Below are 23,155 nucleotides of genomic sequence, written 5' to 3'. Positions count from 1 at the left end.
CGGGTCCTTGTGTCCTATGTGATTCATTCGGCTTTCTTTGCCGCTTTTGACTCCAGCTGTCTGAAGATCCTTGATTGCCACGATGTCTTCACAGATCGGAATCATATGCTCCGTAAGGCGCAGATCCATCCGGCTGAATTCTGGATTTCGCTCAGTCAGGATGATGAGCGAAGAGGGCTGAGGCGATCAGACGTTATCCTTGGCATCCAGGAACGGGAATCCAGCTACTTTCAGCGTCTCACCCATGGACGCCGAGTCGTCAGAACCGTCGGGCACATCATTGCATCCGATCCCCTGCCCTTCGCAGACGCTTCGGCACCCATCATTGGTTACCTGGCCTCGGCGAATCCCCTTAATCGGATTGGTCTGCGCTGGTTTTTCGAGGAGGTGTGGCCGCTGGTCAGGGAGAGGGGCGGCGCAGGCAGGCTGGCGGTCGCCGGGGGGATTTGTGAGGCGATGTCGTTTCCTGACGAGGTGCAACTGATGGGGATCGTGCCGTCACCTCGCGCGATCTATCAGGTGTCGCTCTTCATGATCAATCCCATGCTGTCCGGCACCGGATTAAAAATCAAGACGGTGGAAGCCATGGCCCATGGCCGGGCGATCATCAGCACACCGGCCGGCGTGGAGGGGATGGCCCATGCCCCGGGGGTGTCGGTGGCCAGAACTGCCGGCGATTTCGCAGCGGCCGTGATCGCCTATCTCGACCACCCTGCCGAGGCCCGGAACGCCGGTGCCGCTGCGGCGGAGCATCTGGCCAGCCTGAGGCTGCAGGCGCGGGGTGCCTTGCTTGAGGCCCTCACCACCCCACCGGGTCAACGGGCTCTGCCGGCCTTCCTGTAGGCGGCGCCGATTGTTTTGGCCATGGCCTCCCAGGTCATGGATCGGCCGAGACACCTGTTGTGTTCCCCCATCCCGGCGAGATCACGCCGCTCGATCCGGGCCAGAGCGTCCGGCAGGAGGCCTGGGGCAAAGTACTCCGCGCCGGCATCACCCGGCAGGTCATAGACCCTGGCGGCTTCGGGGAGCACCATGGGACGACCGAAGGTGAGCCCGAGCGAGACGACTCCGGATGTGAGGGTGGCGCTGTAGGGCGCCACAAGGACATCCGCGAGGGCAAAGAGCGCAGACACATCCGCGTTGGACACGTAGCCGATGCGCAAGCGAAGACGGGGGTCCCTTGAGGAGGCCTCCAGCAACCAGTCCGTCGACATTCCCGGAATCGGAGCGCCGGCGATCAGCAGTCGGTGATGGGATCCAGGCCGGCGACTGAAGGCTTCAACGAGGGTGTCCAGCCCCTTGTAGCGACGTATGGTGCCAAAGAAGAGAAAGGTGAAATCGTCCTCGCTGATCCCAACCTCTACAGCCAGTGCTTCCGCCCTGGACGGGTCCGGTGGGTAGTCCTCGGTATAGCAGGCATGGGCCGCTACAATCGCCTTGGATCGCAGTGCGGTGGCATAGTCCGTTTCGGCACAGGCAATGGCCGAATGGCTGTGAAAATGAATTCCATCGGCAAACCACGCGATCAGCCGACGTATCCGCCTCTCTCTGGAGGGGTTTGGGCATTCATGACTGATCAAATTATGGACGCTCCAGAATAGTCTGCCTCCCCGCAGCCTGAAGATTCTGAGGTCCAAGGCCAGGAGCAGATACCAGATGTGGAATCTGATGCTGGAGTGGGCGTAAACGGCCTTGTCAGTCAGTCCATTGAGCCAGTGAAGGTGAACAATCACCTCCCCAGCGTGCAGCCTCTGCTGGCGAACGAAGGCCCCCAGAAGCGGCGGATGATCCTTGATCACCACCCTGAATCCCTGGCGGGACAAGGCCTCGGCCAGTCTTGTCTGGTAGGGGTTGAATGTCCGCTTGTCCGGAATGAAGACGACCATGGGCCCCTTCGCGTCCCCCGCCGTGGCAGAACCGGGCATGGCGGGCAAGCAGGAAGGTTTCATCCTTCTTAAGGATACAGGTGCAGGTCTGGGCACTTTCTGACCGCTGGCCCGGGGAACGGGCTCCCCGGCGTCGGCATGCTTTCCTCTCGGGAAGTCCTGGCCTCAGGCATCCATGGGTGGCCGAGTTCATCCCCATGGGTGGCGATGACATGCCCCTAGGATCATTCAGCCTTGCCCAACTCGTCCTGTCGTGACTGATGCATCCAGGACGACTTCCAGGCCTCGACGCGTCTTCGTGGTGGGTTGCGAGGAGCCCTCTCACCGTGCCCTCTTCAAGGCGCTGGAGTCCACCTGCGACGTGCAGCTTCTCGCCCCCCGACTGAGCTGGCGTGGTTGGCTGCCACGCCTGGGTCGTCGGCGTCGCCAGCCCTGCGATCTCCCCAGGGGTGCCTTCTCCCGTCATCGCTGGCTTGTCAGCTTGCTTGCCCCCGTGGTGAAGCGGCGACTGCGTGATGCCTATGGCAAGGCAGACGCCTTGATCATCACCGATCCCTACTTCTGGCCCCTCGCCAATCATTACCGCTCCCTGTCCTCCGTCGTCGCTTATCACGTCTGCGATGACTACGCTGCCTATCCCTATGTCCGACTCGATCAGGAGAAGGATCTGGTCCGCCATGCCGATCTCATCATTCCTGTATCGCGACGTCTCGCCGAGGTACTCCATGCTCGCTATGGATTAGAGGACTCCCACGTTCAGATCATCCCCAACGGGATTCCCGCCTCCTGGGTGCCCACCGAGGCGCCCGTCGAGCGGCCCGGTCCGTCGCCCCCGCGCCCCCTCCCGCCGGGGGATCTGGTGCCGGCCGATTTCCGGCCCCTGATCGGCATCGTCGGGGTGATCGGCTCCCGGATCGACCTGCTGCCGATCGTGGCGGCCCATGATGCCCTGCCCCAGCTCCGCTGGCTGTTTGTCGGGCCGGTGCGTCGCCAGGTCCCCGGCCTCGCCCGTCTCATGGGCAGTCCCCGCTGCCGCTTCCTCGGCGCCATCCCCTACGAGCAGCTCCAGCCCTACTTCTCCACCCTCGACGCGGCTGTGCTACCCCTCACCGACGACGACATCAATCCCTGCAGCAGCCCCGTCCGTTTTTTCTCCCAGCTGCCCACCGGCCAGCCGATCGTCTACACCGGCACCTGCGCCCAGATCACCGAAACCCCGCAACTGGCTTATCACTGCGGTGACGGGCAGGCCCTTGCCGCCACCCTGGAGAGCCTGGCCGCCGCCCACTTCCAGGACGGCCGGGCCCAGGAACGCCATCGATTCGCCTTGGACTGCACCTGGGATCGGCGGGCCGCCGCTTTGGCCGAGGCCCTGTCGAGGGTGTTGGAGGCTCGAAACAACAATGCGCCGCCTCACCAGACGTCTTTCCCAGCGCGCCTGGATGCCTGGTCTGACCTCGCCCAACGTGAGGACGCGTGATCACCTCCGCTGTTGACCCGCTGCCGGCGACCGATTGGAGACACCTGCGCCTGATGCTCATGGCGCTGAATCCTTCTGCGGCCGTTGCAATTCACGGCAGCCTGCATGCTCCTGGCATGGTCAACTTTTTGAAGCAGCGCACCGTCTTTCACTTCGCAGGTCGACGCCTTCGCCCCCGAAGTGTTGATGTGCTGGCCACCAATGGCTGCTTGTTCAGGGCAGGGGATCTGCGCTTTGACGTGAGGCACTGGTTGGCCATCAATATGGTTGATCTGAATGTTTCCCTTGAGTCGCCCTGGTTGGGCGGGCCCTCTGGGGGCTTGCCCTGCATTCGATGATCACCAGGGGTTTTTGCTGTCCGGCTGATCGCCGGTGATGGCCAGGAGGTCCCGCAGCCCCGGTTCCAGCTGGACGAAGGCCTTGCCCCGGTGACCGATCCGGCCCTTGCGTTCCTTGTCCATCTCGGCGTAGCTCAGGCCTTCGGAGGCTACGAAGAACACAGGGTCGTAGCCGAAGCCGCCGCCGCCCCTCGGAGCCTCCAGGATCTCTCCGTCGCAGCGGCCCTCCACCTCCAGCCGGATCGCTCCGGTGGGATCGGCGATCGCCAGGGCGGCCACGAAGGCCGCCCGGCGATCGGAGGGCAGGCCCTGCTCCTGGCGCTGCCGGTCGGTCTCACCCAGGTCCAGCAGCAGTCGGGCGATCCGGGAGGCGTCGCTGTCGGCATAGCGGGCTGAATGCACCCCGGGGGCGCCTCCCAGGGCGGCCACCGCCAGGCCGGAGTCGTCGGCCAGGGCCCAGTGGCCGGTGGCGCGGGCCACCGCCTCGGCCTTCAGCCGGGCATTGGCGGCGAAGCTGCTGCCCGTTTCCTCCACCTCCAGGCCGTCGGGCTGGGGCCGCACCTCCAGGGGCAGGGAGGCGAGCAGATGGGCGAACTCCCTGATCTTGCCGGCATTGCCGCTGGCGATCACCAGCACGGTGGCCGTTGCCGGGGGCTCCTGTGGGGCGGCCATCAGATGGCCTCCGCCAGCTGCCGTGCCCAGGCGAGCACCGCCTGCACCCGGTCGGCGTCGGGGGCTTCGCAGTAGAGGCGCAGCAGGGGCTCGGTGCCGGAGAAGCGCAGCATCAGCCAGTGGCTGGGGCCCATGCGCAGCTTGACCCCGTCGGTGCGGTTCACCTCCACCACGGTGGCGCCGGCCACCTCCTGGGGTGGGTCCTGGGCCAGGAGCGCCTCCAGCCGGCCGCGGCTGGCCATGTCCGGCAGGCGCAGGTCGAGGCGGTCGTAGACGCTGGCGCCGCCGCAGCGCTCCTGCAGGGCCGCCAGCCGGGCCCCGAGGGGCAGCCCCCCTTCCACCAGGGCCTCGATCAACAGCAGGGCCGCGAACAGGGCATCCCGCTCCGGCAGGTGGATGCCGAAGCCCACCCCGCCCGATTCCTCGCCGCCCACCAGCACCTCGCCGCTGAGCATCTCGGCGGCGATGTACTTGAAGCCGACGGGCATCTCGATCACCTCCCGGCCCAGGTCAGCGGCCACCAGGGCCATCAGATCGGAGCCGCTCACGGTCTTGACGACGCGGCCGCCCAGTCGGCGGGCCCGGGCCAGGTGGTCGATCAGCAGGGGCATCAGCAGCTGGGTGCTGCAGAAGCGGCCCTGCTCATCCACCGCGGCGATGCGGTCGCCGTCGCCGTCGAAGACGATGCCCACCGCCGGATGGCCGGCGGCCGTGGCCTGGCGCACCTCGGCGATCAGCTGCGCCAGGTAGGGCGCCAACGGTTCGGGCGGGTGGCCTCCGAACAGGGGATCCCGTTCCGAGCGAATCTCCCGGATCACGCCGGCGGCGGCGCCGGCCTCGCCCAGCAGGGCCGGCAGCCCACCGGCGGCCGAGCCGTGCATGGGATCCACGATCACCTGCAGGCCGATGGCGGCCAGGCCCGTCACCAGGCCAGGCACGTCGATCTTGGCGCCGAGTCCCGCCAGGTAGGTGCCCATGGCATCGAAGCGCTCGGTGTCACCGGGGATCGGCACGCTCAGGCCCCCGGCCGCCAGGCGACGCTCCACCCGGGCGGTGAAGTCGCCCTCCACCGAGCCCCCGAAGGGGCCCTTGATCTTGAGGCCCAGCCATTCCGGCGGGTTGTGGCTGGCGGTGATCACCAGGGCCCCCAAGGCCTTTCGCTCCACCACCGCCCAGCTGCAGGCCGGCGTGGGCACGGGGCTGGCCGCCAGCAGGGGGACCAGATCGGCCCCCCGTACGGCGGCGGCGATGGCTTCGGCCAGCTCCGGGGCCAGGAAGCGCCGGTCGTAGCCGATCACCACCTCCCGACTGTCCAGGCCTGCAGGGGCGCTGGCGGCCAGCTCCCGGGCGGCGGCGGTGGCCACCGGCAGCAGGCGGTCCATGGTGATGTCCACGCCGAGGATGCCCCGCCAGCCATCGGTGCCGAAGTGGATCGGTCCGGCCTCAAGGGGCAGGGGGGCGGAGGCCCTGGCGCAGCGCGGACGCAGGGAAAGGGCACGCCGGTCGTAGCAGGCTGGCCCCGGCGGTTGGCCGTTGCGGGTGCCGGCCTGATGGCAGGCCACCGGCCCCCCTAGCCTGCAGCCCATGCCCCAGTCCTCGGACGCACCTGTCCTCACCGACCGTCTGCTGCGCAGCTGGGTGCGCTGCCGGCGGCGGGCCTGGCTCGACCTCCACGGTCCGTCCGCGGAGCGTTCGTGGAGTGCCCATCGCGCCCTGGCCCTCGATGACCAGCTGCGCAGCTTCCAGAGCCTTTTGCCACAGCGCCCCGGCCACGGGGAAGCGGCCTGCAGGGCCGGCGCGCCTGGGGTGGTGGGTCTGAGGCTGGTGGGAACCGGCCCCCGGGGGCTGCGGCTGGAGGCCCACCCGAGCCTGCTGGAGCGCGTCGAGGAGCCCAGCCGCTGGGGCGACCACAGCTACCGGCCGGTGCTGGCCCGCCAGGGCCGGCGCCTCACCCGCGAGCACCGCGTCCTGCTCGCCCTCTGGGGGCGGTTGCTGGCGGAGCACCAGCGAGCCCCGGTATCCCATGGTCTGGTGGTGGCTGGGGCCGACCGGGGGTTGGAGCGGGAGCGGCTGGCCCTTGGCGGCTCGCTGCAGCGTCAGCTGGACGACAGCCTCGAGCGGCTGGCCCTCGAGCTGGCCCGCTGCGAGCCGCCGCCCCTGGTCAGCGACCGCAAGAAATGCATCCTCTGCAGCTGGCGCGGAGCCTGTGACCGGGTCGCGGCCGCCGAGGGGCACCTGAGCGAGGTGAGCGGCATCGGCGGCAAGCGCCGCGAGCTCCTGCTGGAGCTGGGCATCACCAGCCTCGACCAGCTGGCGGCGGCCGATCCGGATCGTCTGGCTGAGGACCTGGCCGTCCACAGCGAGCAGCACCGGGAGGTGGCCCCCAAGCTGGTGGCCCAGGCCAGGGTGCAGCAGGAGGGCGCGCCCCGGCGCAGCGGCGAAGCGGCCGGCCCCGCCCTGCCGGAGCTGGCGGCGGCCCCAGGCGTGCTGCTCTACGACATCGAGTCCGATCCCGATGCCCGCGACGACTTCCTGCACGGCCTGGTGCGGCTGGAGCGCGGGCCGGACGGACGCTGGCCCGGGGCCCCGGGCCCGGGGGAGATCCTGGGCCGCTACCAGCCCCTGCTGGCCCTGCACGAACACGGCGAGGCCCGACTGTGGCAGCGCCTGAGCACCCTGCTGGCCCGCTATCCCGACTGGCCCGTCCTCCACTACGGCGAGACCGAATCGGTGTCCCTGCTACGCCTGGCGGAGCGCCAGGGTGCCAGCGAAGCCGAGCGGGAGCGGCTGCGGGTCCGGTTGGTGGATGTGCATCAGCGGCTGCGCCGTCACTGGCTTCTGCCGGTGAACAGCTACGGGCTCAAGGCCGTGGCGGGTTGGCTGGGCTTCCGCTGGAGCCAGAAAGGCGTCGACGGTGCCCGCTGCCTGCTCTGGTGGCGCCAGTGGCGGGAGGGTTCCGGAGGGCCGCGGCGCCCGAGCCGGGGCGCCCTGGGCCGCAAGCTGCAACGCATCTTCCGGTACAACCAGGACGACAGCCTGGCCACCTGGGCGGTGGTGCGCTGGCTGCTGGATCAGGACGCCTTGCCGGCCCCTCCACCGCCCCCCGCCCCGACCGGCGGCGCCTGAAACGCCGCCGGCAGCGAGAGCCGCAGCCGGACATCGGGCCCATCCCCGGCCAGCAGCGAAGGCTCCTGCAGCCAGGCCCGGCGCACCAGGGCCAGGCCGATCCACCCCTCGCCCCCGGGGAGTTCCAGGCTGGAGGTGATCACTCCGGCGCGCCCCCCGGTCCCGTCGTGAAGCGGCGTGCCGGTGGCGACGGCCCCGGCGGAGGCTCCGGTGGCCCACCAGCGGCGCAGTTGCTGCTTCACGCCGTCGTAGGTGGTGAGCTTGGCGAGGGTCTCCTGGCCCACGTAGCAGCCCTTGGTCAGGCTCACCCGTGCCGCCAGTCCCAGTTCAAACGGGTTGGTGTCCCCGTTGATCTCCCCCGGTGCCGCCGGCAGGCCCTGCTGGAGCCGCCAGCGTTCCGCCTCCTGTGGCTCCAGGGGGCTCCGCTGGGCCAGCCATGGCGGCAGCGGCGCGTCCGCCGGCAGCAGCAGGGCCTCCCCCAGCTGCCAGCCCGGCGAGCCTGCCAGCGGGGCCCAGGTCCCGGCGGGTGTGGCGTCTGGCCCCGCCGCTGCCAGCGGCTGATGCAAGGTGGCCGGTGTCACCGGCCCCAGCCGCACCTTGTCGGCGGGAAACAGCACCCGGTCGAGGGCGAGGCGCACGGCCTCGGGATCCCCATCGACGATCACCAGCCAGGCCCCGTCGGCGTCCACCAGCACCTCCGCCACCGCCCGCAGGCGGGCCGTGGGGCCGATGCAGCAGGTGGCGAGCCATTGGCCGGGTAGGGCCGCTTCGAGGGCCTGGCTGGTCTGGCCGTGCAGCACACGCAGGGTGTCGGGACCATCGAGCCGCAGCAGCGCCACGGGCCGCGACCACCGGCCTTGGGCCGGAGGCGTCCAGTTCCAGGGATCGGCCGCGGCCGACGTCGGGACGGAGGAGGAGGTCATGGCGTCGCTTGGGGCGGGGTTCAGCCTGCCGCGCCGTTCAGCCCGGCGGCTGTGGCGGCCACCTCCTCCAGCAGAAACAGGCAGCGCAGGTCGAGGCCGGCTTCCTCCATGGCCTCCGCCCCGCCTTCCTGGCGGTCCACGATCGCCACGACCCGCCCCACCGCATAGCCCGCCTCCTGCAGCTGGGTCACGGCCTTCAGGGCCGAGCCGCCGGTCGTCACCACGTCCTCGAGGACGGTGATCCGGGATCCGGCCGGCGGCAGCGGGCCTTCGAGCCAGGCCCCGGTGCCATGGCCCTTGGCCTCCTTGCGCACGATCAGGGCATCGAGGTCGCGGTCAGCCAGGGCGGCCTGGAGGGCCACCGCACTCACCAGCGGGTCGGCCCCGAGGGTCAGCCCCGCCACCGCCCTGGCCTCGGCCTCCACCTCCTCCAGCATCAGGCGGCCCAGCAGGGCCAGGCCGATGCCGCTCAGGCTCACCGGCTTGCAGTTGACGTAGTGCTCACTGCGGCGGCCCGAGGCCAGGGTGAAGTCGCCCAGCCGATAGGCCCGCTCCGCCAGCAGGGCGAGCAGGGTGGAGCGCTGTTGGCTGGGGCTGGAGGGCAGGGAGACCATCGGTGCTGACGGATCGTGGTGACGGAGCGGCTGGAGCGGTTGGGAATGGATGGTGAAGTGCGTCAGAGGTCGCTAACCTTCAAGCAAATCGCCCCGGAGCTGGGGCCGCGCGACCCCATGACAGTACCGATCCTGGCAGTGCCCGCTTCCCTCGCCGCGCCCCTGTCGGCCCTGGTGCCGTTGGCGGCGGCAACCCTTCTGGCTCCCGCCATCGCCGGGCCGGTGCTCTGCACCACCACCCTCGAAGCGCCCATGGCCGCTTCGGCCGGCACCGGGCCGGTGGAAGTCACCCGCTGCGGCGTGACCCGCTCGGCGCCTGAGGTGATGGAGCAGCGCTTCTACAGCTTTTCTGCACCCTTTGCCCAGGGTGTCAACCTGCTGCATCAGATCACCGATCCCCTGGGTCTCTCGATCCCAGGTCGGGATGGGGGCAGGATCGTCGCCTTCGGTTTCCCTGACCAGAACATCGTCTGGGACGGCACCGCCATCGAGAACACGGCGTCGGTGATGCTGACCGACCAGAGCCCCCTGATGCCCCTGCGCACCTCCGACATCACCAACGGCTTCAGCACCAGCCTCGGGGCCGGCGCCGGGCCCACCTACGTGAGGCCGCCGGCCAGCACCACCTGGACCCCGCCCATCCGGGGTCTCTGGTAGGTCGCCCTGGCCGTCACGGGGGGTCTAGCAATCTGGTGAATGCAGCGAACTCATAATTCGCCTTAGCCGGGTTCGATCCCCGGGACCCCCATGGGCTTCACTGGCCCCCCCATCGCCGCCCCGGTCAAGGATCAGGAGGGCGGCGACGGCGGCGAGGAGTGGGACGGGCGGCGGGGCCTAACCTGCTTCCAACCTCACCCAACGATGCGCTTCCTGGTCCTGGCGATCCTGTTGGCCCTGCTGGCCTTCTTCGCTGCCGGGGAGCTTGCGTTGATTCGCCTGCGGCCCAGCCGTGTTCAGCAGCTCGAGGAGGCGGAGGAGCCCGGGGCCCGTTCCGTGGCCAGGCTGCAGCACCGGATGCGCAGCGTCCTGGTGGCCACCCAGCTGGGCCTGGTGCTGGCGTTGCTGGCCATGGGCTGGCTGGCCCGCGGCCTGGCGGAGCAGGTGGCCGGCTGGATGGGTTGGCGCGAACAGGCCTGGATCGACGCCGGTGTCTTCCTGGCCCTGGCCCTGCTGGCCACCCTCCTGGGCGGACTGGTGCCCAAGGCCTGGGTGCTGCACCGCCCCGAAGGCTCGGCCCTGCGGCTGGCGCCGCTGCTCGAGTCGCTCACCCGCACCCTGGCGCCGCTGCTGCTGCTGATCGAGCGCTTCAGCGGGGGCCTGCTTCGGCTGCTGGGCTTGCCGCGCAACTGGGATGAGCTGGTGCCGGTGCTGTCGGCCGGTGAACTGGAGACCCTGATTGAGAGCGGCAGTGTGACCGGCCTGATGCCGGATGAGCGCAGCATCCTCGAGGGGGTGTTCTCCCTGCGGGACACGCTGGTGCGGGAGGTGATGATGCCGCGCTCCGGCATGGTCACATTGCCGCTCGATGTGACCTTCGCCGAGATGATGGAATCGGTCCACGCCAGCCAGCACGCCCGCTTCCCGGTGATCGGCAGCTCCCTCGATGACGTGCGGGGCATGCTCGACCTCAGACGGCTGGCCGAGCCCATCGCCCGGGGTCTGCTGCGCCCCGAGACCCCGCTGGCCCCCTGGATCCTGCCGGTGGCCCAGGTGCAGGAAAGTGCCTCGCTGGCCGACCTGCTGCCCCTGATCCGCAGCGGTCAGCCCCTGCTGGTCGTCGTCGATGAGCACGGCGGCACCGAGGGCCTTGTCACCGTCTCCGACCTCACCGGCGAGATCGTGGGCGAGGACGACAACCCCCTGGAGACGGCCCAGGATCTGCTGCAACTCGTCGATGGCACCTGGTCGGCGGCGGGCGATCTGGAGATCGTCGAACTCAACCGCCAGCTGGGTCTGCAGCTGCCCGAGGCGGACGGCCACCACACCCTGGCCGGTTTCGTGCTCGAACGGCTGCAGCACATCCCCGCCCCGGGGGAAGGCCTCAGCTGGCAGGGCGTCCGCATCGACGTGCTCACCATGGACGGCCCCCGCATCGAGCGGGTGCAGATCACCCTCGCCAGCATGGAAGGAACCTGATCATCGATAATGCGCCCACCTGCTCCGCCCCTGCCATGAACCCAGTGCGCGTGGGTGTCATCGGCATCGGCAACATGGGCTGGCACCACGCCCGGGTGCTGAGCCTCCTGCGGGATGCCGAACTGGTGGGTGTCGCCGACCCCGACGAGACCCGCGGCCGCCTGGCGGTCGAACAGTTCGACTGTCGCTGGTTCCCCACCTATGAGGACCTGCTGGGTGAGGTGGAGGCCGTCTGCATCGCCGTTCCCACCCTGCTGCACCACCGGGTCGGCATGACCTGCCTGCAGGCGGGGGTGCATGTGCTGATCGAGAAGCCGATCGCCGCCACCCAGGAGGAGGCTGCCGACCTGATCCGCGCCGCCGAAACCGCCGGGCGCCTGCTGCAGGTGGGCCACATCGAGCGCTTCAACCCCGCCTTCCGGGAGCTGCTGCGGGTGGTGGCCAACGAGGAGGTGGTGGTGCTGGAAGCACGGCGCCACAGCCCCAACGCCGACCGGGCCAACGATGTATCGGTGGTGCTCGACCTGATGATCCACGACATCGATCTGGTGCTCGAACTGGCCGCCTCCCCTGTGGTGCGGCTGGCCGCGGCCGGGGGTCGCAGCTCCGATGGCCCGATCGATTACGTCAATGCCACCCTCGGCTTCGCCAACGGCGTGGTGGCCAGCCTCACGGCCAGCAAGATGGCCCACCGCAAGATCCGCAGCCTCAGCGCCCACTGCCGCAGCAGCCTGATGGAAACGGATTTTCTCAACCGCAATCTGCGCATCCACAGGCGCTCCCATGAATCGGTGAGCGCCGACCATGGCGAGCTGCTCTACCGCAACGATGGCTTCATCGAGGAGGTGAGCACCACCTCGATCGAACCCCTCTACGCCGAGCTCGAACACTTCCTCCAGTGCGTGCGGGGCCGGGAAACCCCCGCCGTGGATGGCCTTCAGGCCTCGCGGGCGCTGCAGCTGGCCGATCTGATCGAGCAGTGCGTTGAGCAGCCCAACCTCTGCATGGCCCTGGAGGCCCCGATCTAGGCGCTTCCTTCGGGCGTCACCCCGGCAAGGGGGCCAGCTCCCGGTCGGTGAGCTCCTGCAGGGCCAGCAGCTGCCAGCGGCGGCAGTCGGCGGGGGAGGAGCGGTAGAAGAGATCCCAGGCCTCGGCCTTGTGGGGGCCGTACTGGTCGCTGGGGACCTCGGGATGGCACTGCTGCCAGCCCACGCGCACGGCGTGGCCGATCACCACGTCAAGGGCGAGGTCGTCGTCGAACTGCACCTGGGGGTTGGCGGCCATGAAGGCCATCAGGGTGAGCAGGGTTTCGATGCACAGCCGGCGGTATTCCGGGGCTTCGATCTTGCTCAGGAGGTGCTCCACCAGCATGGCGAAGTTCTTTTCACCGGGGGTTTTCTCGCGCAGCAGGGGGGCGCTCTCCAGGCGGTTGCGCCGCTCCAGCTTGTCGCCGATCACCAGGCCCCGGCAGTGGTGCAGCAGGTCCCAGATGCCCGGATAGAAGTCCTTCGGCACCCGCTGCAGCGCCCCCAGCCGCATGCGGTGCTGCAGCCAGCTTCCGTCCTTCGGCAGCTCGGCCAGGGGATCGGGCACCTCCCAGCGCACCCGGCCGCGGAGGTGCAGCTGCTCCTTGCGCTGCAGGGAGGCGCGGGCGTGCTCGACGTCGGCCAGTACGGCCTGGAGCCGGCGGCGGATGGCGTGGGGGGGCAGGCTGCAGAGCCTTTCGAAGGCCTCGCTGGGGCTGAGGTTGGCCTCGGCCGCCAGTTCGCCGGTGAGCAACAGCAGAAACTGGCCCAGCTGCAGGGTGAGGCTGCCGCTGAGCAGGTTGACGTTGGAGCGGGCCAGGGCGTCGATGGCCAGCAGCAGCTCCTGCTGCAGCATCCATTCGCGGCCGTCCTCGCCACTGAAGCGGCGCACCATGGCGGCGATGGCCAGGCTGCCCTCCGGTTGGCTGAGCAGGGAGTCGTGGGTGTAGTTGCGACCCACCACCACCTGCTTCTGGCGCAGCAGCAGGTCGGTGACGGCATCCTCCAGCTGGGGGTGGACCAGCCCCATGGCGCCGGCGGCGCGGCGCACCACACTCCAGTCGGCATCGGCCAGGCCGCGGCGGTAGACCTCCTCCAGCAGCACCATCAGCCGCACCCCGGGGCCACTGCGGGGTCCCTGCAGGCGGGCGTTGGGACCGAGCCTCCGGCTGAGCAGTTCCAGCACCTCCGCCTGCTCCTCCAGGGAGCGGCTGGCCCAGAGCCTGTCCACCAGATGGGCCAGCGGGACATCCTCCAGCTCCTGCTCCTGGCGGGCGGTGAGCGGCTGGTGGCTGGCACTGGGCGGCAGCAGGGTGTGGCCGTCGGGGACCAGATCGCAGGCGGCCAGGGCCTGGGGGGGCAGGTCGGTCAGGCTGGCCAGCGGCACCAGCTCCTCCAGGGACACCAGGCGCACCGGCACCGAACCCAGCTGGCCATGCTGCAGGTCACGGCCCAGGTCCAGGAACGCCTCGGGATCCCTGCGGAAGGGGCCGGCGTGGACCGGCACGAGCAGCAGGGGGGCTCCGGGGCCTCGCCAGTGGCGCTGCAGCACCCGCACTTCAGTGGCCACCATGTCCACCAGCACCCGGGCATCGTCGGCCAGGTAGAAGGTGTCCTCCTCCAGCACCGCCGGCAGGAAGCCGATCAGCTCACCGTTGTGGCGGTAGAGCCTGGCGGTGGCCTGGGTCTCCATGCGCACGGGTGGATGGCCCGAGAGGCCCAGGCGACCATTGGCGCCCACCGTCGCCAGGCGCCGGGCCAGCTCGCGGGAACTGGCCACCCGCAGGGGGGGCGTCTCGCCCGCCGGCGGCGTCTGAACCGGCAGGCCAGCTTCCGCCAGGGCCGCGGCGACGCTGGCATCGGCGGGAGCCAGGGCCACCAGCACCTCCTCGGCCCCCGGGGGGATGGGGTGGCGACGGCCGCAGGGATCGAGATCGCCGGCGGTGATCAGGCCGTGCAACAGCAGATCCGACAGCCAGGTGAGGCTCTGGGTCCAGAGCAGCGGGACGTTCTCGTTGGCCACCCGGATCTGGCTGCCGGGTTGGCGCCGCTCGGCCTCGATCAGCCGCGCCGGTACCAGATAGAGCTCCGGCAGCAGGGCCTCGCCGTCGACCGACACGCTGAGCTCCTCCAGCTGCTGGCGCCATTGGCGGGCTTCGTCCCAGCGATCCTCACAGCAGGCCGTGATCAGCTCGTAGGCCAGAAAGAGCGGCCACTCGCATTCGATGTGCTCGAACTGGGCCAGCTCCTCCCGCTCGTAGTGGTGCCGGCTCACGTCCTCGAGCACGGTCTGGTGGCCGTCACGGCGGAAGCGCTTGTAGCCGTACGACCCCGCCAGTTCGCTGCGGATCTTCTCCCGGGTGCGCTCCACCAGCGCCGGATCCTCCACGGCCCAGGCGGGGTAGCCGATCACCGAGAGGCAGGCGCTGTCGGCCTCCTTGCTGGCGGATTCCCTCGGCAGCAGGCCCCGCAGGGCACGCCGCAGCCGCACGATGGCGTCGTGGGGAATGGTCAGGCAGCTGCTGCCGTCACCGTGGGGCCCGTAGAGATCCAGCCCGACGAGGGATTCCAGGGCGGCCTTGACCATGCCGATCGAGCTGGCGTTGCGCTCCGGCTGGCCGTGGTTGCCCTTGTCGCCCCGTTCCCAGATGCCGTAGTCGGCCACCCGGTAGGCGCGGGCCACGTAGTAGACGAGGTTCTGGAGGAAATCGCGCTCGTGGCTGGTCTGAATGATCACGATCCCCGAGCGCGTCAGCTGGGCCAGCTGCAGCAGAAACAGGGCCGTGGCATCGAGCTGCAGATGGCCCCAGCCGTCGTCGGCGACCACCGGATCGCCCGTGGCCGTGTCGAACTTGGCGTGGATGGCGTCGATCCGCTCAAGGCTCGTCTTGAAGCGCTCCACCTTCGCCGACTGGCGCATCATCGATCGCATCAGCCCCCGCATCAGCTGCAGGACCCGCTGCTCCAGCTCGAAGGAGCGGCGGCAGGGCCCCTGCAGGCGCCGGTGCGCCAGGGCCAGCCCCCAGACGCACTGGATCGAGTAGACGCAGTCCCGCACCCAGGCATCGCCGTAGTTGCCGTGCACGGTGCTGGCGGTGCTGGCGGGCAGCAGACCGGTGATCGGATGCTGCCGGCGCAGGACCACGTGCTCGATCTGGCGGTCGAGCCGGTTGAGAAGCTCTCGGGCCTCCGACACCCCGCTGTCGCCGTTGCTCGCCGTGGTGCTCATGGTTGGGTCAGAACGGGGCGTGCCGGCGGCGGTGGCCGTGGAACCAGGCCATAGATTCTCCCCGCCGACGTTCGTTTCCATGGCAGCCCTCGCGACCACGCCGGTCCGTGCCCGCGTCCTGGGCATTCCTGTGAATGTAAGCAACGACGTTTTCGGCGATGCCGTTGCCCTGCACGGGGCCGGTGGCGGCCAGATCGTCACCCTCAACGCGGAGATGACCATGGCGGCCCGGGCGGACCCCGCCCTGGGGGCGGCGATCGAGGCGGCGCGGATGGTCATCCCCGATGGCGCCGGGGTGGTCTGGGCCCTGGGCCGCCAGTCCCATCGCGTCCGCCGCAGCCCCGGCATCGAGCTGGCCCGTCGCCTGCTGGAGCATGCGGCGGCCCACGGCTGGCGGGTGGCCCTGGTGGGGGCGAGTCCGGTGGTGATGGATCAGCTGCGGGAGCGCCTCGCCCACGACCTGCCCAATCTGCAGCTGGTGTTCTGCGTCCATGGCTATCAGCCCGCCGAGGCCTGGCCCGGTCTGGAGAGTCAGCTGCTGCAGGCCCGCCCCGATCTGGTGCTGGTGGCCCTGGGCGTGCCGCGCCAGGAGACCTGGATTCAGGCGCTGCCCCAACCCCGCACCGGCCTCTGGATGGGGGTGGGGGGGAGTTTCGATGTCTGGGCAGGCATCAAAAAACGGGCCCCTGGCTGGATGGGTGCCCTGCAGATCGAGTGGCTCTATCGGCTGATCAAGGAACCCAGCCGCTGGCGGCGCATGCTCTCACTGCCGGCCTTTGCCTGGGCCGTGTTGCAGGAACGCCGCTGAGCGTGGAGCTGGGGAACGACGCTGATCAGCGGAAACCCACCGAGGCCTGCCAGACGAAGGCCAGCAGCAGGAAGAACAGGGGGATGATCGGCAGGATGTCCACCAGGGGGCCGAAGGCCTGGTAGGCCTCGGGAAGCTGGGCCAGGATGTGAGGCGTGGTGTGGGGCGCGGAGCCGTCCAGCAGGGATAGAGCCATGCCTGGAGGAGAACCATTGCAATGGCCGGAACCTACCACGTGTGGGCGGCCGGGGAGTCGGGCTCCCAGGGAGCGAAATCCTCTGCAAAACATCCCTCGCTGATCGCCCGCGCCATGGCGGTCGTGAAGCGCAGCAGGGTGGTGAGATTGTGCAGGCTCAACAGGGTGCGGCCCAGCAGCTCCTCGCTGCGGAACAGGTGGTGCAGGTAGCTGCGGCTGTGGTGCCGGCAAGCCAGGCAGCCGCAGCTGGGATCCAGCGGGCCGTGGTCGTGGCGGAAGCGGGCGTTGCGCAGGTTCCAGCGCTCCCCCCCCACCAGGGCGGTGCCGTGCCGGCCCAGCCGGGTCGGCAGTACGCAGTCGAAAAGATCGAAGCCGTTGGCGACCGCGATCGCCATTTCCCGCAGGCTGCCCACCCCCATCAGGTAGTGGGGCCGTGACTCCGGCAGCAGGGGACCCACCTGCCGGACCACCCGGTGCATCTCCTCGACGGGCTCCCCCACGCTCACGCCGCCCACGGCGATGCCCGGCAGGTCCATCGCCGCCACCACCCGGGCCGAGGCCTCGCGCAGATGGGGGAAGCAGCCCCCCTGCACGATGCCGAACAGGGCCTGGTCGCCGCCGCCGTGGCTGGCGACGCAGCGCTCCAGCCAGCGGTGGGTGCGCCGGCAGGCTTCGGCCACCGCCGCTTCACTGGCGGGATAGGGCGGGCACTGGTCGAAGGCCATGGCCACATCGGCGCCAAGGGCCCGCTGGATGGCCATGGAGCGCTCTGGGGTCAGGTCGATCCGCGAGCCGTCCCGGGGGGAGCGGAACACCACGCCGTCGTCGTCGATCCGGTTGATGGCGTCGAGGCTGAACACCTGGAAGCCGCCCGAGTCGGTCAGTAGGGGGCCCTCCCAGCCCATGAAGCGATGCAATCCACCGGCCTCGGCCACCACCGACTCCCCCGGCTGCAGATGCAGGTGGAAGGTGTTGGCCAGCACCATCTGCGCCCCGGTCTCCCGCAGCTGCGGTGCGGTGACGCCCTTGACGGTGGCGGCGGTGCCCACCGGCATGAACCGCGGCGTCTGCACGGTGCCGTGGGGGGTGGTGAAGCAGCCGCAGCGGGCCCGGGTCCGCGGGCAGCGAGCCGTGATCGTGAAGTCGAAGGCGATGGCGCCGAACCTGCTCAGCCGTGACGCTAGGCGGCTCTGCTACGACGCTATGCGGGGCTGCTGCGACGCTACGCGGGGTTTCGGCCGCACCTCCACCTCCCCGTCGCTCCCCGCCCCATGCCCCCATGCCCCGCCTGAGCGCTCCACCGTGGCTGCGGGATCTGGCCGGGGCCTGGATCTTCTACTCGGTGCTGCCGGCCTGGCCGGCGCCGGCGCCCCGCTTCGAGCGCATCGCCCGCTTCGCCCCCTGGATCGGTGCCGTCCTCGGCGCGCTGCAGGGCCTGCTCTGGTGGGGGCTGCAGGGGCATGTGCCCCTGGTGGCCCAGGTCGCGCTGGTGCTGGCGCTGGGCCTGTGGCTGAGCGGCGGCCTGCACATGGATGGTGTGATGGACAGCGCCGATGGCCTGGCGGCGGGGGATCGCTGCCTGGAGGCGATGGCCGACAGCCGGGTGGGGGCCAGTGGGGTGCAGGCCCTGGCGCTGGTTCTGTTGCTGCGGGCCGGGGCCCTGGCCCTGCTCGGGCCGGCGGCGCCGATGGCGCTGGTGTGGGCGGCGGTCAGCGGCCGGGTGGCGCCCCTGCCCGCCATGGCCTGGTTCCCCTATCTGCGGCCGGGCGGCAGCGCCGGCTTCCATCGCGCCCACGGGGCCGCCCTGGCGGTGGAACTGCGGCCCACGCTGCTGCTGCTGCCCGTGCTGCTGCTGCTGCCCTGGCCGAACCTGGCGCCCTGGCCCGTGACCATCGGCCTGGTGGCCCTGGTGCCGGCCCTGCTGGTTCCGGTGGCCTTGGGCCGTCGCCTGGGCGGCCACAGCGGCGACACCTACGGGGCCTGCGTGGAGTGGACCGAATCGGTGGGCCTGCTGCTCATCGCCGCGGCGCTGCGGCTGGCGGCCGCGGCAGGCTGAGCCTGAAGGCGTTGCCCTGCTCCGGCAGGGCCTCGGCCAGCGTCCGGGGCGGCACCACCAGCTCCAGCTCGCCGCCGAGGCTGCGGGCCAGATCCCGCCCCAGGGCCAGCCCCAGACCGGTGCCGGGCAGCTCCTGGCCCCGCGTTCCCCGCACGCCCCGCCCGAAGATCGCCTCACGCTCCACCGCCGCGATGGCCGGCCCGCCGTCCCACACGGTGAGGTGGAGCAGCGGGCCATCGGTGGCCGTGTGCAGGCCCACGCTGGCGCCGTGGGGGCTGTAGCGGAAGGCGTTCTCCAGCAGGTTGGCCAGGATCTCCGCCACCGCCCCGCTGTCGCCGCTCCAGTCGGGCAGGGCCTCGGGACCGTGCCAGTCCCGGCCCTGCAGGGTGGCGGTGGCGGCGGCCCGTTGCAGCAGCGGTTCGAGCAGCCCGGCCAGGGGCTGGCCCTCGGGCCCGCTCAGCAGCGGCGGCAGCAGCAGCGGCTGGGGGGAGGCGCTGCCGGGGAGCCGTCCGTCGGGGTGAACCAGCTCGCTGATGGCATCGACATAGCGGTTGATCTGGCGCTCCTCCGCCAGCAGGCCCTGCACCAGGGAGCGGTCGTTGTGCTCGGGGCCGAGGCGTCGCAGCAGCAGCTGGCCGAAGGTGCGCAGGGCGGTGAGGGGGTTGCGCAGCTGGTGGAGCAGCAGACCCAGCTGTTCCTCGCGCTGCGTCAGCCGCTGGCGCAGTTCTCCGCCCTCCAGATCCAGCCGCAGCGCTTCGGTGAGGACCAGGGCCACGGCCTGGAGCCGCTGGGCGAGAGGCTCGGGCCAGGGGCTGCGGGAGGCCTCCACCTGCAGGGCACCGAGCAGGCGCTGGCCATCGCGCAGGGGCAGCCAGCGCCGCTGCTCGGCGGGCACCCGCAGCCGGCTGACCGTGTCCACCGGCGGCAGGGCCCGCTCGTCCGGCGGCCAGTGGCCGACCGGCAGCAGGTTGGGCTGGCCCGTTTCGCCCTGCTGGGTGACGTACACCACCAGCGACCGGACGTCCGGGCAGTCGATGAACTGACCCAGCTGGAAGCCCACCAGGGCCAGAAACCGCTCTGAGACAGGCATCACGACCCGCAGCCAGCGTCAGTACGGGACTTTTTCGGAAAAGGCGTGTCGAAACGCAAAAATAGTTTTAAGCTGTCGGTAACGACCACTACCTCGCAGTCCTCGGACGGGCGGAAAGTTGCAGTCGTAACGGCCAGTGTTGCGCTTTGCTCGCAGCCAAGGCTACAGCAGAGGCAGCTGCGTACCGCCTCTGTCCCGGCCACCACCTCTCCGGGGGTTCAGGCCGGCGTTACCGACGGTGATCCTCTCCGACCCGCTTCAGGTCGACAGTCGTGTGGACGTGGACCCGCCATCTCTCCAGGGTGGCGGGTCCGCCATGGCGCTCGGCGTCGGCTCCCGCCGATCTTCGCTCGTCTGCAGCCCCCCCCAACTCCACCTTTCGGTCTCCCTTCACCGGGATCCATTCCATGTCCAAGAAGCGCAAGCGGATCAGTCGCCGTCGTCTGGCGGGTCAGCGGGTCCTCGCCCATGTCCCCACGTTCAACCTCGAAACCGGTGCCCACAAACCGGTCACGGCGGCGCGCCGCTACATCGCCGAAACGGAGCTGATGGCCCCGGCGATCCTCAACGTGCGCCGCAATGAGCACACCACCGACCGCTTCTTCTGGGGGGAGAAAGGTCTGTTCAGCGCCCAGTACGCCGAAGAGAACCATTTCCTGTTCCCGTCCCTGCGCCTGATCGTCGACAGCATCGGCGAGGAGGTCCTGTTCGAGGGCCTCGAAGCGCTCGCCTCCGACGACTGGGAGGAAATGGAAGAGTACGAGTACGCCTTCGTCTGATTCCCGGGGCTGGCGAAGGGGTCAACCTCTCTGCCAGCCACTCCGCAGAAACTCCCGCATGGTGGCGATCAGGTCGGGATCGATGCTATGGCCGCCTGGGAAGGCGATCCGGTGCACCGATCCACCGGCCTCCGCCAGGGAACGCTCCAGCGCCTGACTCGCCGCGAAGGGCACCACCGGATCCTGCTCCCCATGGGTGAGCAGGATTTTTGTGCGGGGAGCCTGGGGCCGCCAGTCGGGGTGCGGGTAGCCGCTGCAGGCGATCAGGCCCGCCAGGGCGAGGGGGGCGCTGGCGTCGGCGCCACAGCCCGTGGCCACGTCGATGGCCATGGCGGCCCCCTGGGAGAAGCCCAGCAGGCTGGTGCGCTCCAGGGGCACCGTGTTGCCCAGGGCCAGCAGCCGCTGCCGCAGGTCGCGGCGGGCCTGGGGCAACTGGGGCCACTCGGGTTGCTGCAGGTCGTTCCACTGGCGGCCAAAGCCGCCGGGATGGGGCAGGGGCGCCCGCAGGGCCACCACGCTCAGGTTGGGGCTGGCGGGATCGGCGCCGATCAGTTCCGCCCCCAGATCGAGCAGGTCATCGGCGTCAGCGCCCCAGCCGTGCAGCAGCACAAGACGGTGCTCGGCCTGACGGGGACCCAGCCAGAGGGCGGTGCCGTCGTCTTCACGCAGCTGGGCTTCGGCGTAGGGATCCGTGGACACGGTGGCATTCGGCTGTTGCTGCGTAGGTTGGCTCCTCCCCTGCCCTTTCCGCCGTCATGGCTCCCACGGCCCTTCTCAGCGTGTCCGACAAGCGGGGCCTGGTGCCGCTGGCGGAGGGGTTGCTGGCCCAGGGCTACGCGCTGCTCTCCAGCGGTGGCACCGCGGCGGCCCTGGCGGCCGCCGGCCTGCCGGTCACGAAGGTGGCGGAGCACACCGGAGCCCCTGAGATCCTGGGCGGCCGGGTCAAGACCCTCCATCCCCGCATCCACGGCGGCATCCTGGCGCGCCGGGCCGACCCTTCCCACCGGGCCGACCTGGAGGCCCAGGGGATTGTCCCGATCGATGTGGTGGTGGTCAATCTCTATCCCTTCCGCGCCACCGTGGCAGACCCAGGCGTCAGCTGGGAGACGGCCATCGAGAACATCGACATCGGTGGACCGGCCATGGTCCGCGCCGCCGCCAAGAACCACGCCGACGTGGTGGTGCTCACCGATCCCGACCAGTACCCGGGCTTCCTGGACGCCCTGGCGGCCGGCCGGGTTGATGGCCCCCAGCGGCGCGAGCTGGCCCTGGCCGCCTTTGCCCACACCGCTGCCTACGACGCCGCCATCGCGACCTGGATCGAGGGCCGCCTGGCTGATCAGCAGCCCGCCACCGCGGCGGAGGCGCAGCCCCTGCGGCTGGAGCTGCCCCTGCGGCAGGTGCTTCGCTATGGCGAGAACCCCCACCAGAGCGCCCGCTGGTGCGGAGAGGCCGATTTGGGCTGGGGGGCGGCCCGCCAGTTGCAGGGCAAGGAGCTCAGCTACAACAACCTGATCGACCTGGAGGCGGCCCTGACCACGGTGGCGGCCTTCGGGTATGGCGCCGGGGCTGAGCCGGCGGCGGTGGTGATCAAGCACACCAACCCCTGCGGCGTTGCCCTCGGCGAGGACACCGCCGATGCCCTGCTGCGGGCCCTCGATGCCGACCGTGTTTCCGCCTTCGGGGGCATCGTCGCCCTCAACGGGCCGGTGGATCGGACCGCTGCCGATCACCTGGCGGGGCTGTTCCTGGAGTGTGTGGTGGCGCCGTCCTTCTCGGAGGAGGCCCGCCAGCGGCTGGCGGCGAAGGCCAACCTGCGGCTGCTGGAGCTTGACCCCAGGGCCGTGGCGGAGGCCTCCGGGCGCCTGCAGCTGCGCAGCGTGCTCGGGGGTGTGCTGGCCCAGCAGGCGGACGATGGCCCCGCCGATCCCGACAGCTGGCAGGTGGTGAGCGACCGCCAGCCCAGCGAAGGGGAGTGGCGGGATCTGCGCTTCGCCTGGCAGGTGGTGCGTCACGTCCGCTCCAACGCCATCCTGGTGGCCCAGGGCGGCCGCACCCTCGGGGTCGGGGCCGGCCAGATGAACCGGGTGGGCTCCGCCCGGCTGGCCCTGGAGGCCGCCGGCGACGCGGCCCGGGGGGCGGTCCTGGCCAGCGACGGCTTCTTCCCGTTCGATGACACCGTGCTGCTGGCGGCACGCCATGGCATCACCGCGGTGATCCAGCCCGGCGGCAGCAAGCGCGACCCGGATTCGATCGCCGCCTGCAAGGCCAACGACATGGTGATGGTGATCACCGGCCGACGTCATTTTCTGCACTGAGGCCGCAGGCAGTTGTAACTTCGTTGGACTCACAACCGGCCCTGGCCCGGTGGAGTTCCCACGCGTGATGTTCGCCGCCCTTCCCAGTTCCCTTGCCTTCGGCCTCAATTTCGTGCATCCCCTGCTGATGTGGGTGCTGCTGGGCCTGGCCGGCTACGCGATGTTTCTGGGCATCAAGGCCAAGAAGACCCGCACCGCCACGCCCGAGGACCGCAAGGAGCTGATCAAGGGGCAGTTCGCCAAGCGCCATTACCTCTTCGGCAGCCTCGTGCTGGCCGTGCTCGTGCTCGGCCTTGTCGGTGGCATGGCCGTCACCTACATCAACAACGGCAAACTGTTCGTCGGTCCGCACCTGCTGGTGGGACTGGCCATGGCCTCCCTGATCGCCCTGGCAGCGGCCCTCTCCCCCCTGATGCAGGCCGGGAACCTGATCGCCCGCAAGGTGCACGTGGGTCTCAACATGACCGTGATGACCCTGT

22 protein-coding genes and 1 tRNA gene are annotated in these 23,155 nt (G+C 70.2%); 13 read left to right on the top strand and 10 right to left on the bottom strand.

Annotated elements, in window-relative coordinates; translation table 11 throughout:
• Positions 1-843, top strand: an 843-nt coding sequence (locus KBZ04_RS02950; protein WP_254990396.1) for a glycosyltransferase family 4 protein, incomplete at its 5' end; no start/stop codon positions are given.
• On the opposite strand, the gene KBZ04_RS02945 is transcribed toward KBZ04_RS02950, so the two are convergent.
• Positions 816-1,886, bottom strand: a complete 1,071-nt coding sequence (locus KBZ04_RS02945; RefSeq protein WP_254990395.1) for a glycosyltransferase family 4 protein — start codon at positions 1,884-1,886, stop codon at positions 816-818. The two genes, KBZ04_RS02950 and KBZ04_RS02945, sit on opposite strands and share 28 nt — an antisense overlap.
• 253 nt (positions 1,887-2,139) lie before the next feature.
• On the opposite strand from KBZ04_RS02945, the gene KBZ04_RS02940 reads away from it, so the two are divergent.
• Both KBZ04_RS02940 and KBZ04_RS02935 read left to right on the top strand, forming a co-directional pair.
• A complete protein-coding gene (locus tag KBZ04_RS02940) occupies positions 2,140-3,366 on the top strand; it encodes a glycosyltransferase (RefSeq protein ID WP_315860039.1) in 1,227 nt (408 codons plus the stop codon).
• Positions 3,363-3,704 (top strand): hypothetical protein, encoded by a 342-nt coding sequence (locus tag KBZ04_RS02935; RefSeq protein WP_254990394.1) that lies wholly within the window; start codon positions 3,363-3,365, stop codon positions 3,702-3,704. Before KBZ04_RS02940 ends, KBZ04_RS02935 begins: the two co-directional genes overlap by 4 nt.
• Here KBZ04_RS02935 and rdgB read toward each other — a convergent pair whose 3' ends face one another.
• A complete protein-coding gene (gene rdgB / locus KBZ04_RS02930) occupies positions 3,705-4,376 on the bottom strand; it encodes an RdgB/HAM1 family non-canonical purine NTP pyrophosphatase (RefSeq protein ID WP_254990393.1) in 672 nt (223 codons plus the stop codon).
• A complete protein-coding gene (locus tag KBZ04_RS02925; protein WP_409995931.1) occupies positions 4,376-5,938 on the bottom strand; it encodes a phosphoglucomutase/phosphomannomutase family protein in 1,563 nt (520 codons plus the stop codon). The genes rdgB and KBZ04_RS02925 overlap by 1 nt, the downstream gene beginning before the upstream one ends.
• A 22-nt stretch (positions 5,939-5,960) precedes the next feature.
• Between KBZ04_RS02925 and KBZ04_RS02920 the strand changes: the two genes are divergently transcribed.
• The gene (locus KBZ04_RS02920) at positions 5,961-7,502 is read left to right on the top strand and encodes a TM0106 family RecB-like putative nuclease (RefSeq protein ID WP_254990392.1); all 1,542 of its coding nucleotides are present in this window, start codon (positions 5,961-5,963) and stop codon (positions 7,500-7,502) included.
• Here KBZ04_RS02920 and KBZ04_RS02915 read toward each other — a convergent pair.
• Entirely contained in the window at positions 7,448-8,425 is a 978-nt protein-coding gene (locus KBZ04_RS02915; RefSeq protein WP_254990391.1) for a YgfZ/GcvT domain-containing protein, read from the bottom strand. The genes KBZ04_RS02920 and KBZ04_RS02915 overlap by 55 nt on opposite strands.
• Positions 8,426-8,445: 20 nt before the next feature.
• A complete protein-coding gene (gene pyrE, locus KBZ04_RS02910; RefSeq protein ID WP_254990390.1) occupies positions 8,446-9,039 on the bottom strand; it encodes an orotate phosphoribosyltransferase in 594 nt (197 codons plus the stop codon).
• Positions 9,040-9,156: 117 nt separating this feature from the next.
• Here pyrE and KBZ04_RS02905 point away from each other — a divergent pair, with 117 nt between their 5' ends.
• The 4 genes from KBZ04_RS02905 (at position 9,157) to KBZ04_RS02890 (ending at position 12,203) form a co-directional block, all read left to right on the top strand.
• Positions 9,157-9,696, top strand: a complete 540-nt coding sequence (locus KBZ04_RS02905) for an Occludin/ELL family protein (protein ID WP_254990389.1) — start codon at positions 9,157-9,159, stop codon at positions 9,694-9,696.
• 18 nt (positions 9,697-9,714) lie between these two features.
• A tRNA-Ile gene (locus tag KBZ04_RS02900) sits at positions 9,715-9,787 on the top strand.
• Positions 9,788-9,900: 113 nt separating this feature from the next.
• Positions 9,901-11,175, top strand: coding sequence for a hemolysin family protein (locus tag KBZ04_RS02895; RefSeq protein ID WP_254990399.1), 1,275 nt, complete (start codon positions 9,901-9,903; stop codon positions 11,173-11,175).
• A 35-nt stretch (positions 11,176-11,210) separates the two neighbouring features.
• Positions 11,211-12,203 (top strand): Gfo/Idh/MocA family protein, encoded by a 993-nt coding sequence (locus KBZ04_RS02890; RefSeq protein ID WP_216907571.1) that lies wholly within the window; start codon positions 11,211-11,213, stop codon positions 12,201-12,203.
• 16 nt (positions 12,204-12,219) lie between these two features.
• Here KBZ04_RS02890 and KBZ04_RS02885 read toward each other — a convergent pair whose 3' ends face one another.
• Positions 12,220-15,429: a glycoside hydrolase family 15 protein gene (locus KBZ04_RS02885; protein ID WP_254990388.1), complete on the bottom strand. Its 3,210-nt coding sequence runs from the start codon at positions 15,427-15,429 to the stop codon at positions 12,220-12,222.
• 79 nt (positions 15,430-15,508) lie between these two features.
• On the opposite strand from KBZ04_RS02885, the gene KBZ04_RS02880 reads away from it, so the two are divergent.
• Positions 15,509-16,237, top strand: a complete 729-nt coding sequence (locus KBZ04_RS02880) for a WecB/TagA/CpsF family glycosyltransferase (RefSeq protein ID WP_254990387.1) — start codon at positions 15,509-15,511, stop codon at positions 16,235-16,237.
• A 25-nt stretch (positions 16,238-16,262) separates the two neighbouring features.
• On the opposite strand, the gene KBZ04_RS02875 is transcribed toward KBZ04_RS02880, so the two are convergent.
• The gene (locus tag KBZ04_RS02875; protein WP_254990386.1) at positions 16,263-16,433 is read right to left on the bottom strand and encodes a photosystem II reaction center protein K; all 171 of its coding nucleotides are present in this window, start codon (positions 16,431-16,433) and stop codon (positions 16,263-16,265) included.
• A 32-nt stretch (positions 16,434-16,465) separates the two neighbouring features.
• Positions 16,466-17,587 (bottom strand): tRNA guanosine(34) transglycosylase Tgt, encoded by a 1,122-nt coding sequence (gene tgt / locus KBZ04_RS02870; RefSeq protein ID WP_254990398.1) that lies wholly within the window; start codon positions 17,585-17,587, stop codon positions 16,466-16,468.
• A gap of 125 nt (positions 17,588-17,712) precedes the next feature.
• Between tgt and KBZ04_RS02865 the strand changes: the two genes are divergently transcribed.
• The gene (locus KBZ04_RS02865; RefSeq protein WP_254990385.1) at positions 17,713-18,489 is read left to right on the top strand and encodes an adenosylcobinamide-GDP ribazoletransferase; all 777 of its coding nucleotides are present in this window, start codon (positions 17,713-17,715) and stop codon (positions 18,487-18,489) included.
• On the opposite strand, the gene KBZ04_RS02860 is transcribed toward KBZ04_RS02865, so the two are convergent.
• The gene (locus KBZ04_RS02860; protein ID WP_254990384.1) at positions 18,449-19,579 is read right to left on the bottom strand and encodes a sensor histidine kinase; all 1,131 of its coding nucleotides are present in this window, start codon (positions 19,577-19,579) and stop codon (positions 18,449-18,451) included. The two genes, KBZ04_RS02865 and KBZ04_RS02860, sit on opposite strands and share 41 nt — an antisense overlap.
• A 407-nt stretch (positions 19,580-19,986) precedes the next feature.
• Between KBZ04_RS02860 and KBZ04_RS02855 the strand changes: the two genes are divergently transcribed.
• On the top strand, positions 19,987-20,358 hold the full coding sequence (locus KBZ04_RS02855; protein ID WP_216907583.1) for a DUF3155 domain-containing protein: 372 nt from the start codon (positions 19,987-19,989) through the stop codon (positions 20,356-20,358).
• Between the two features lie 21 nt (positions 20,359-20,379).
• Here the strand turns inward: KBZ04_RS02855 and KBZ04_RS02850 are convergent, their stop codons facing one another.
• Complete coding sequence (locus KBZ04_RS02850; RefSeq protein ID WP_254990383.1) at positions 20,380-21,057, bottom strand: alpha/beta hydrolase; 678 nt, start codon at positions 21,055-21,057, stop codon at positions 20,380-20,382.
• A gap of 56 nt (positions 21,058-21,113) precedes the next feature.
• Between KBZ04_RS02850 and purH the strand changes: the two genes are divergently transcribed.
• On the top strand, positions 21,114-22,676 hold the full coding sequence (gene purH / locus KBZ04_RS02845; RefSeq protein ID WP_254990382.1) for a bifunctional phosphoribosylaminoimidazolecarboxamide formyltransferase/IMP cyclohydrolase: 1,563 nt from the start codon (positions 21,114-21,116) through the stop codon (positions 22,674-22,676).
• Between the two features lie 67 nt (positions 22,677-22,743).
• The coding region (locus KBZ04_RS02840; RefSeq protein WP_254990397.1) for a DUF4079 domain-containing protein at positions 22,744-23,155 on the top strand (412 nt) is incomplete at its 3' end.

This window comes from Cyanobium sp. N5-Cardenillas (genome assembly GCF_024345515.1).
In the GTDB taxonomy this organism is placed as follows: Bacteria; Cyanobacteriota; Cyanobacteriia; order PCC-6307; family Cyanobiaceae; genus Cyanobium.
Note: the sequence above shows the minus strand (reverse complement) of the source record. Positions and strands in the feature narration are given on the sequence as shown.

Bases quoted from the DNA above. Each gene is read 5' to 3' on its own strand.
- KBZ04_RS02945 (WP_254990395.1), bottom strand. From the start codon at position 1,886: ATGGTCGTCTTCATTCCGGACAAGCGGACATTCAACCCCTACCAGACA.
- rdgB (WP_254990393.1), bottom strand. From the start codon at position 4,376: ATGGCCGCCCCACAGGAGCCCCCGGCAACGGCCACCGTGCTGGTGATC.
- KBZ04_RS02920 (WP_254990392.1), top strand. From the start codon at position 5,961: ATGCCCCAGTCCTCGGACGCACCTGTCCTCACCGACCGTCTGCTGCGC.
- KBZ04_RS02915 (WP_254990391.1), bottom strand. From the start codon at position 8,425: ATGACCTCCTCCTCCGTCCCGACGTCGGCCGCGGCCGATCCCTGGAAC.
- pyrE (WP_254990390.1), bottom strand. From the start codon at position 9,039: ATGGTCTCCCTGCCCTCCAGCCCCAGCCAACAGCGCTCCACCCTGCTC.
- KBZ04_RS02905 (WP_254990389.1), top strand. From the start codon at position 9,157: ATGACAGTACCGATCCTGGCAGTGCCCGCTTCCCTCGCCGCGCCCCTG.
- KBZ04_RS02895 (WP_254990399.1), top strand. From the start codon at position 9,901: ATGCGCTTCCTGGTCCTGGCGATCCTGTTGGCCCTGCTGGCCTTCTTC.
- KBZ04_RS02890 (WP_216907571.1), top strand. From the start codon at position 11,211: ATGAACCCAGTGCGCGTGGGTGTCATCGGCATCGGCAACATGGGCTGG.
- KBZ04_RS02885 (WP_254990388.1), bottom strand. From the start codon at position 15,429: ATGAGCACCACGGCGAGCAACGGCGACAGCGGGGTGTCGGAGGCCCGA.
- KBZ04_RS02880 (WP_254990387.1), top strand. From the start codon at position 15,509: ATGGCAGCCCTCGCGACCACGCCGGTCCGTGCCCGCGTCCTGGGCATT.
- KBZ04_RS02875 (WP_254990386.1), bottom strand. From the start codon at position 16,433: ATGGCTCTATCCCTGCTGGACGGCTCCGCGCCCCACACCACGCCTCAC.
- KBZ04_RS02865 (WP_254990385.1), top strand. From the start codon at position 17,713: ATGCCCCGCCTGAGCGCTCCACCGTGGCTGCGGGATCTGGCCGGGGCC.
- KBZ04_RS02860 (WP_254990384.1), bottom strand. From the start codon at position 19,579: ATGCCTGTCTCAGAGCGGTTTCTGGCCCTGGTGGGCTTCCAGCTGGGT.
- KBZ04_RS02855 (WP_216907583.1), top strand. From the start codon at position 19,987: ATGTCCAAGAAGCGCAAGCGGATCAGTCGCCGTCGTCTGGCGGGTCAG.
- purH (WP_254990382.1), top strand. From the start codon at position 21,114: ATGGCTCCCACGGCCCTTCTCAGCGTGTCCGACAAGCGGGGCCTGGTG.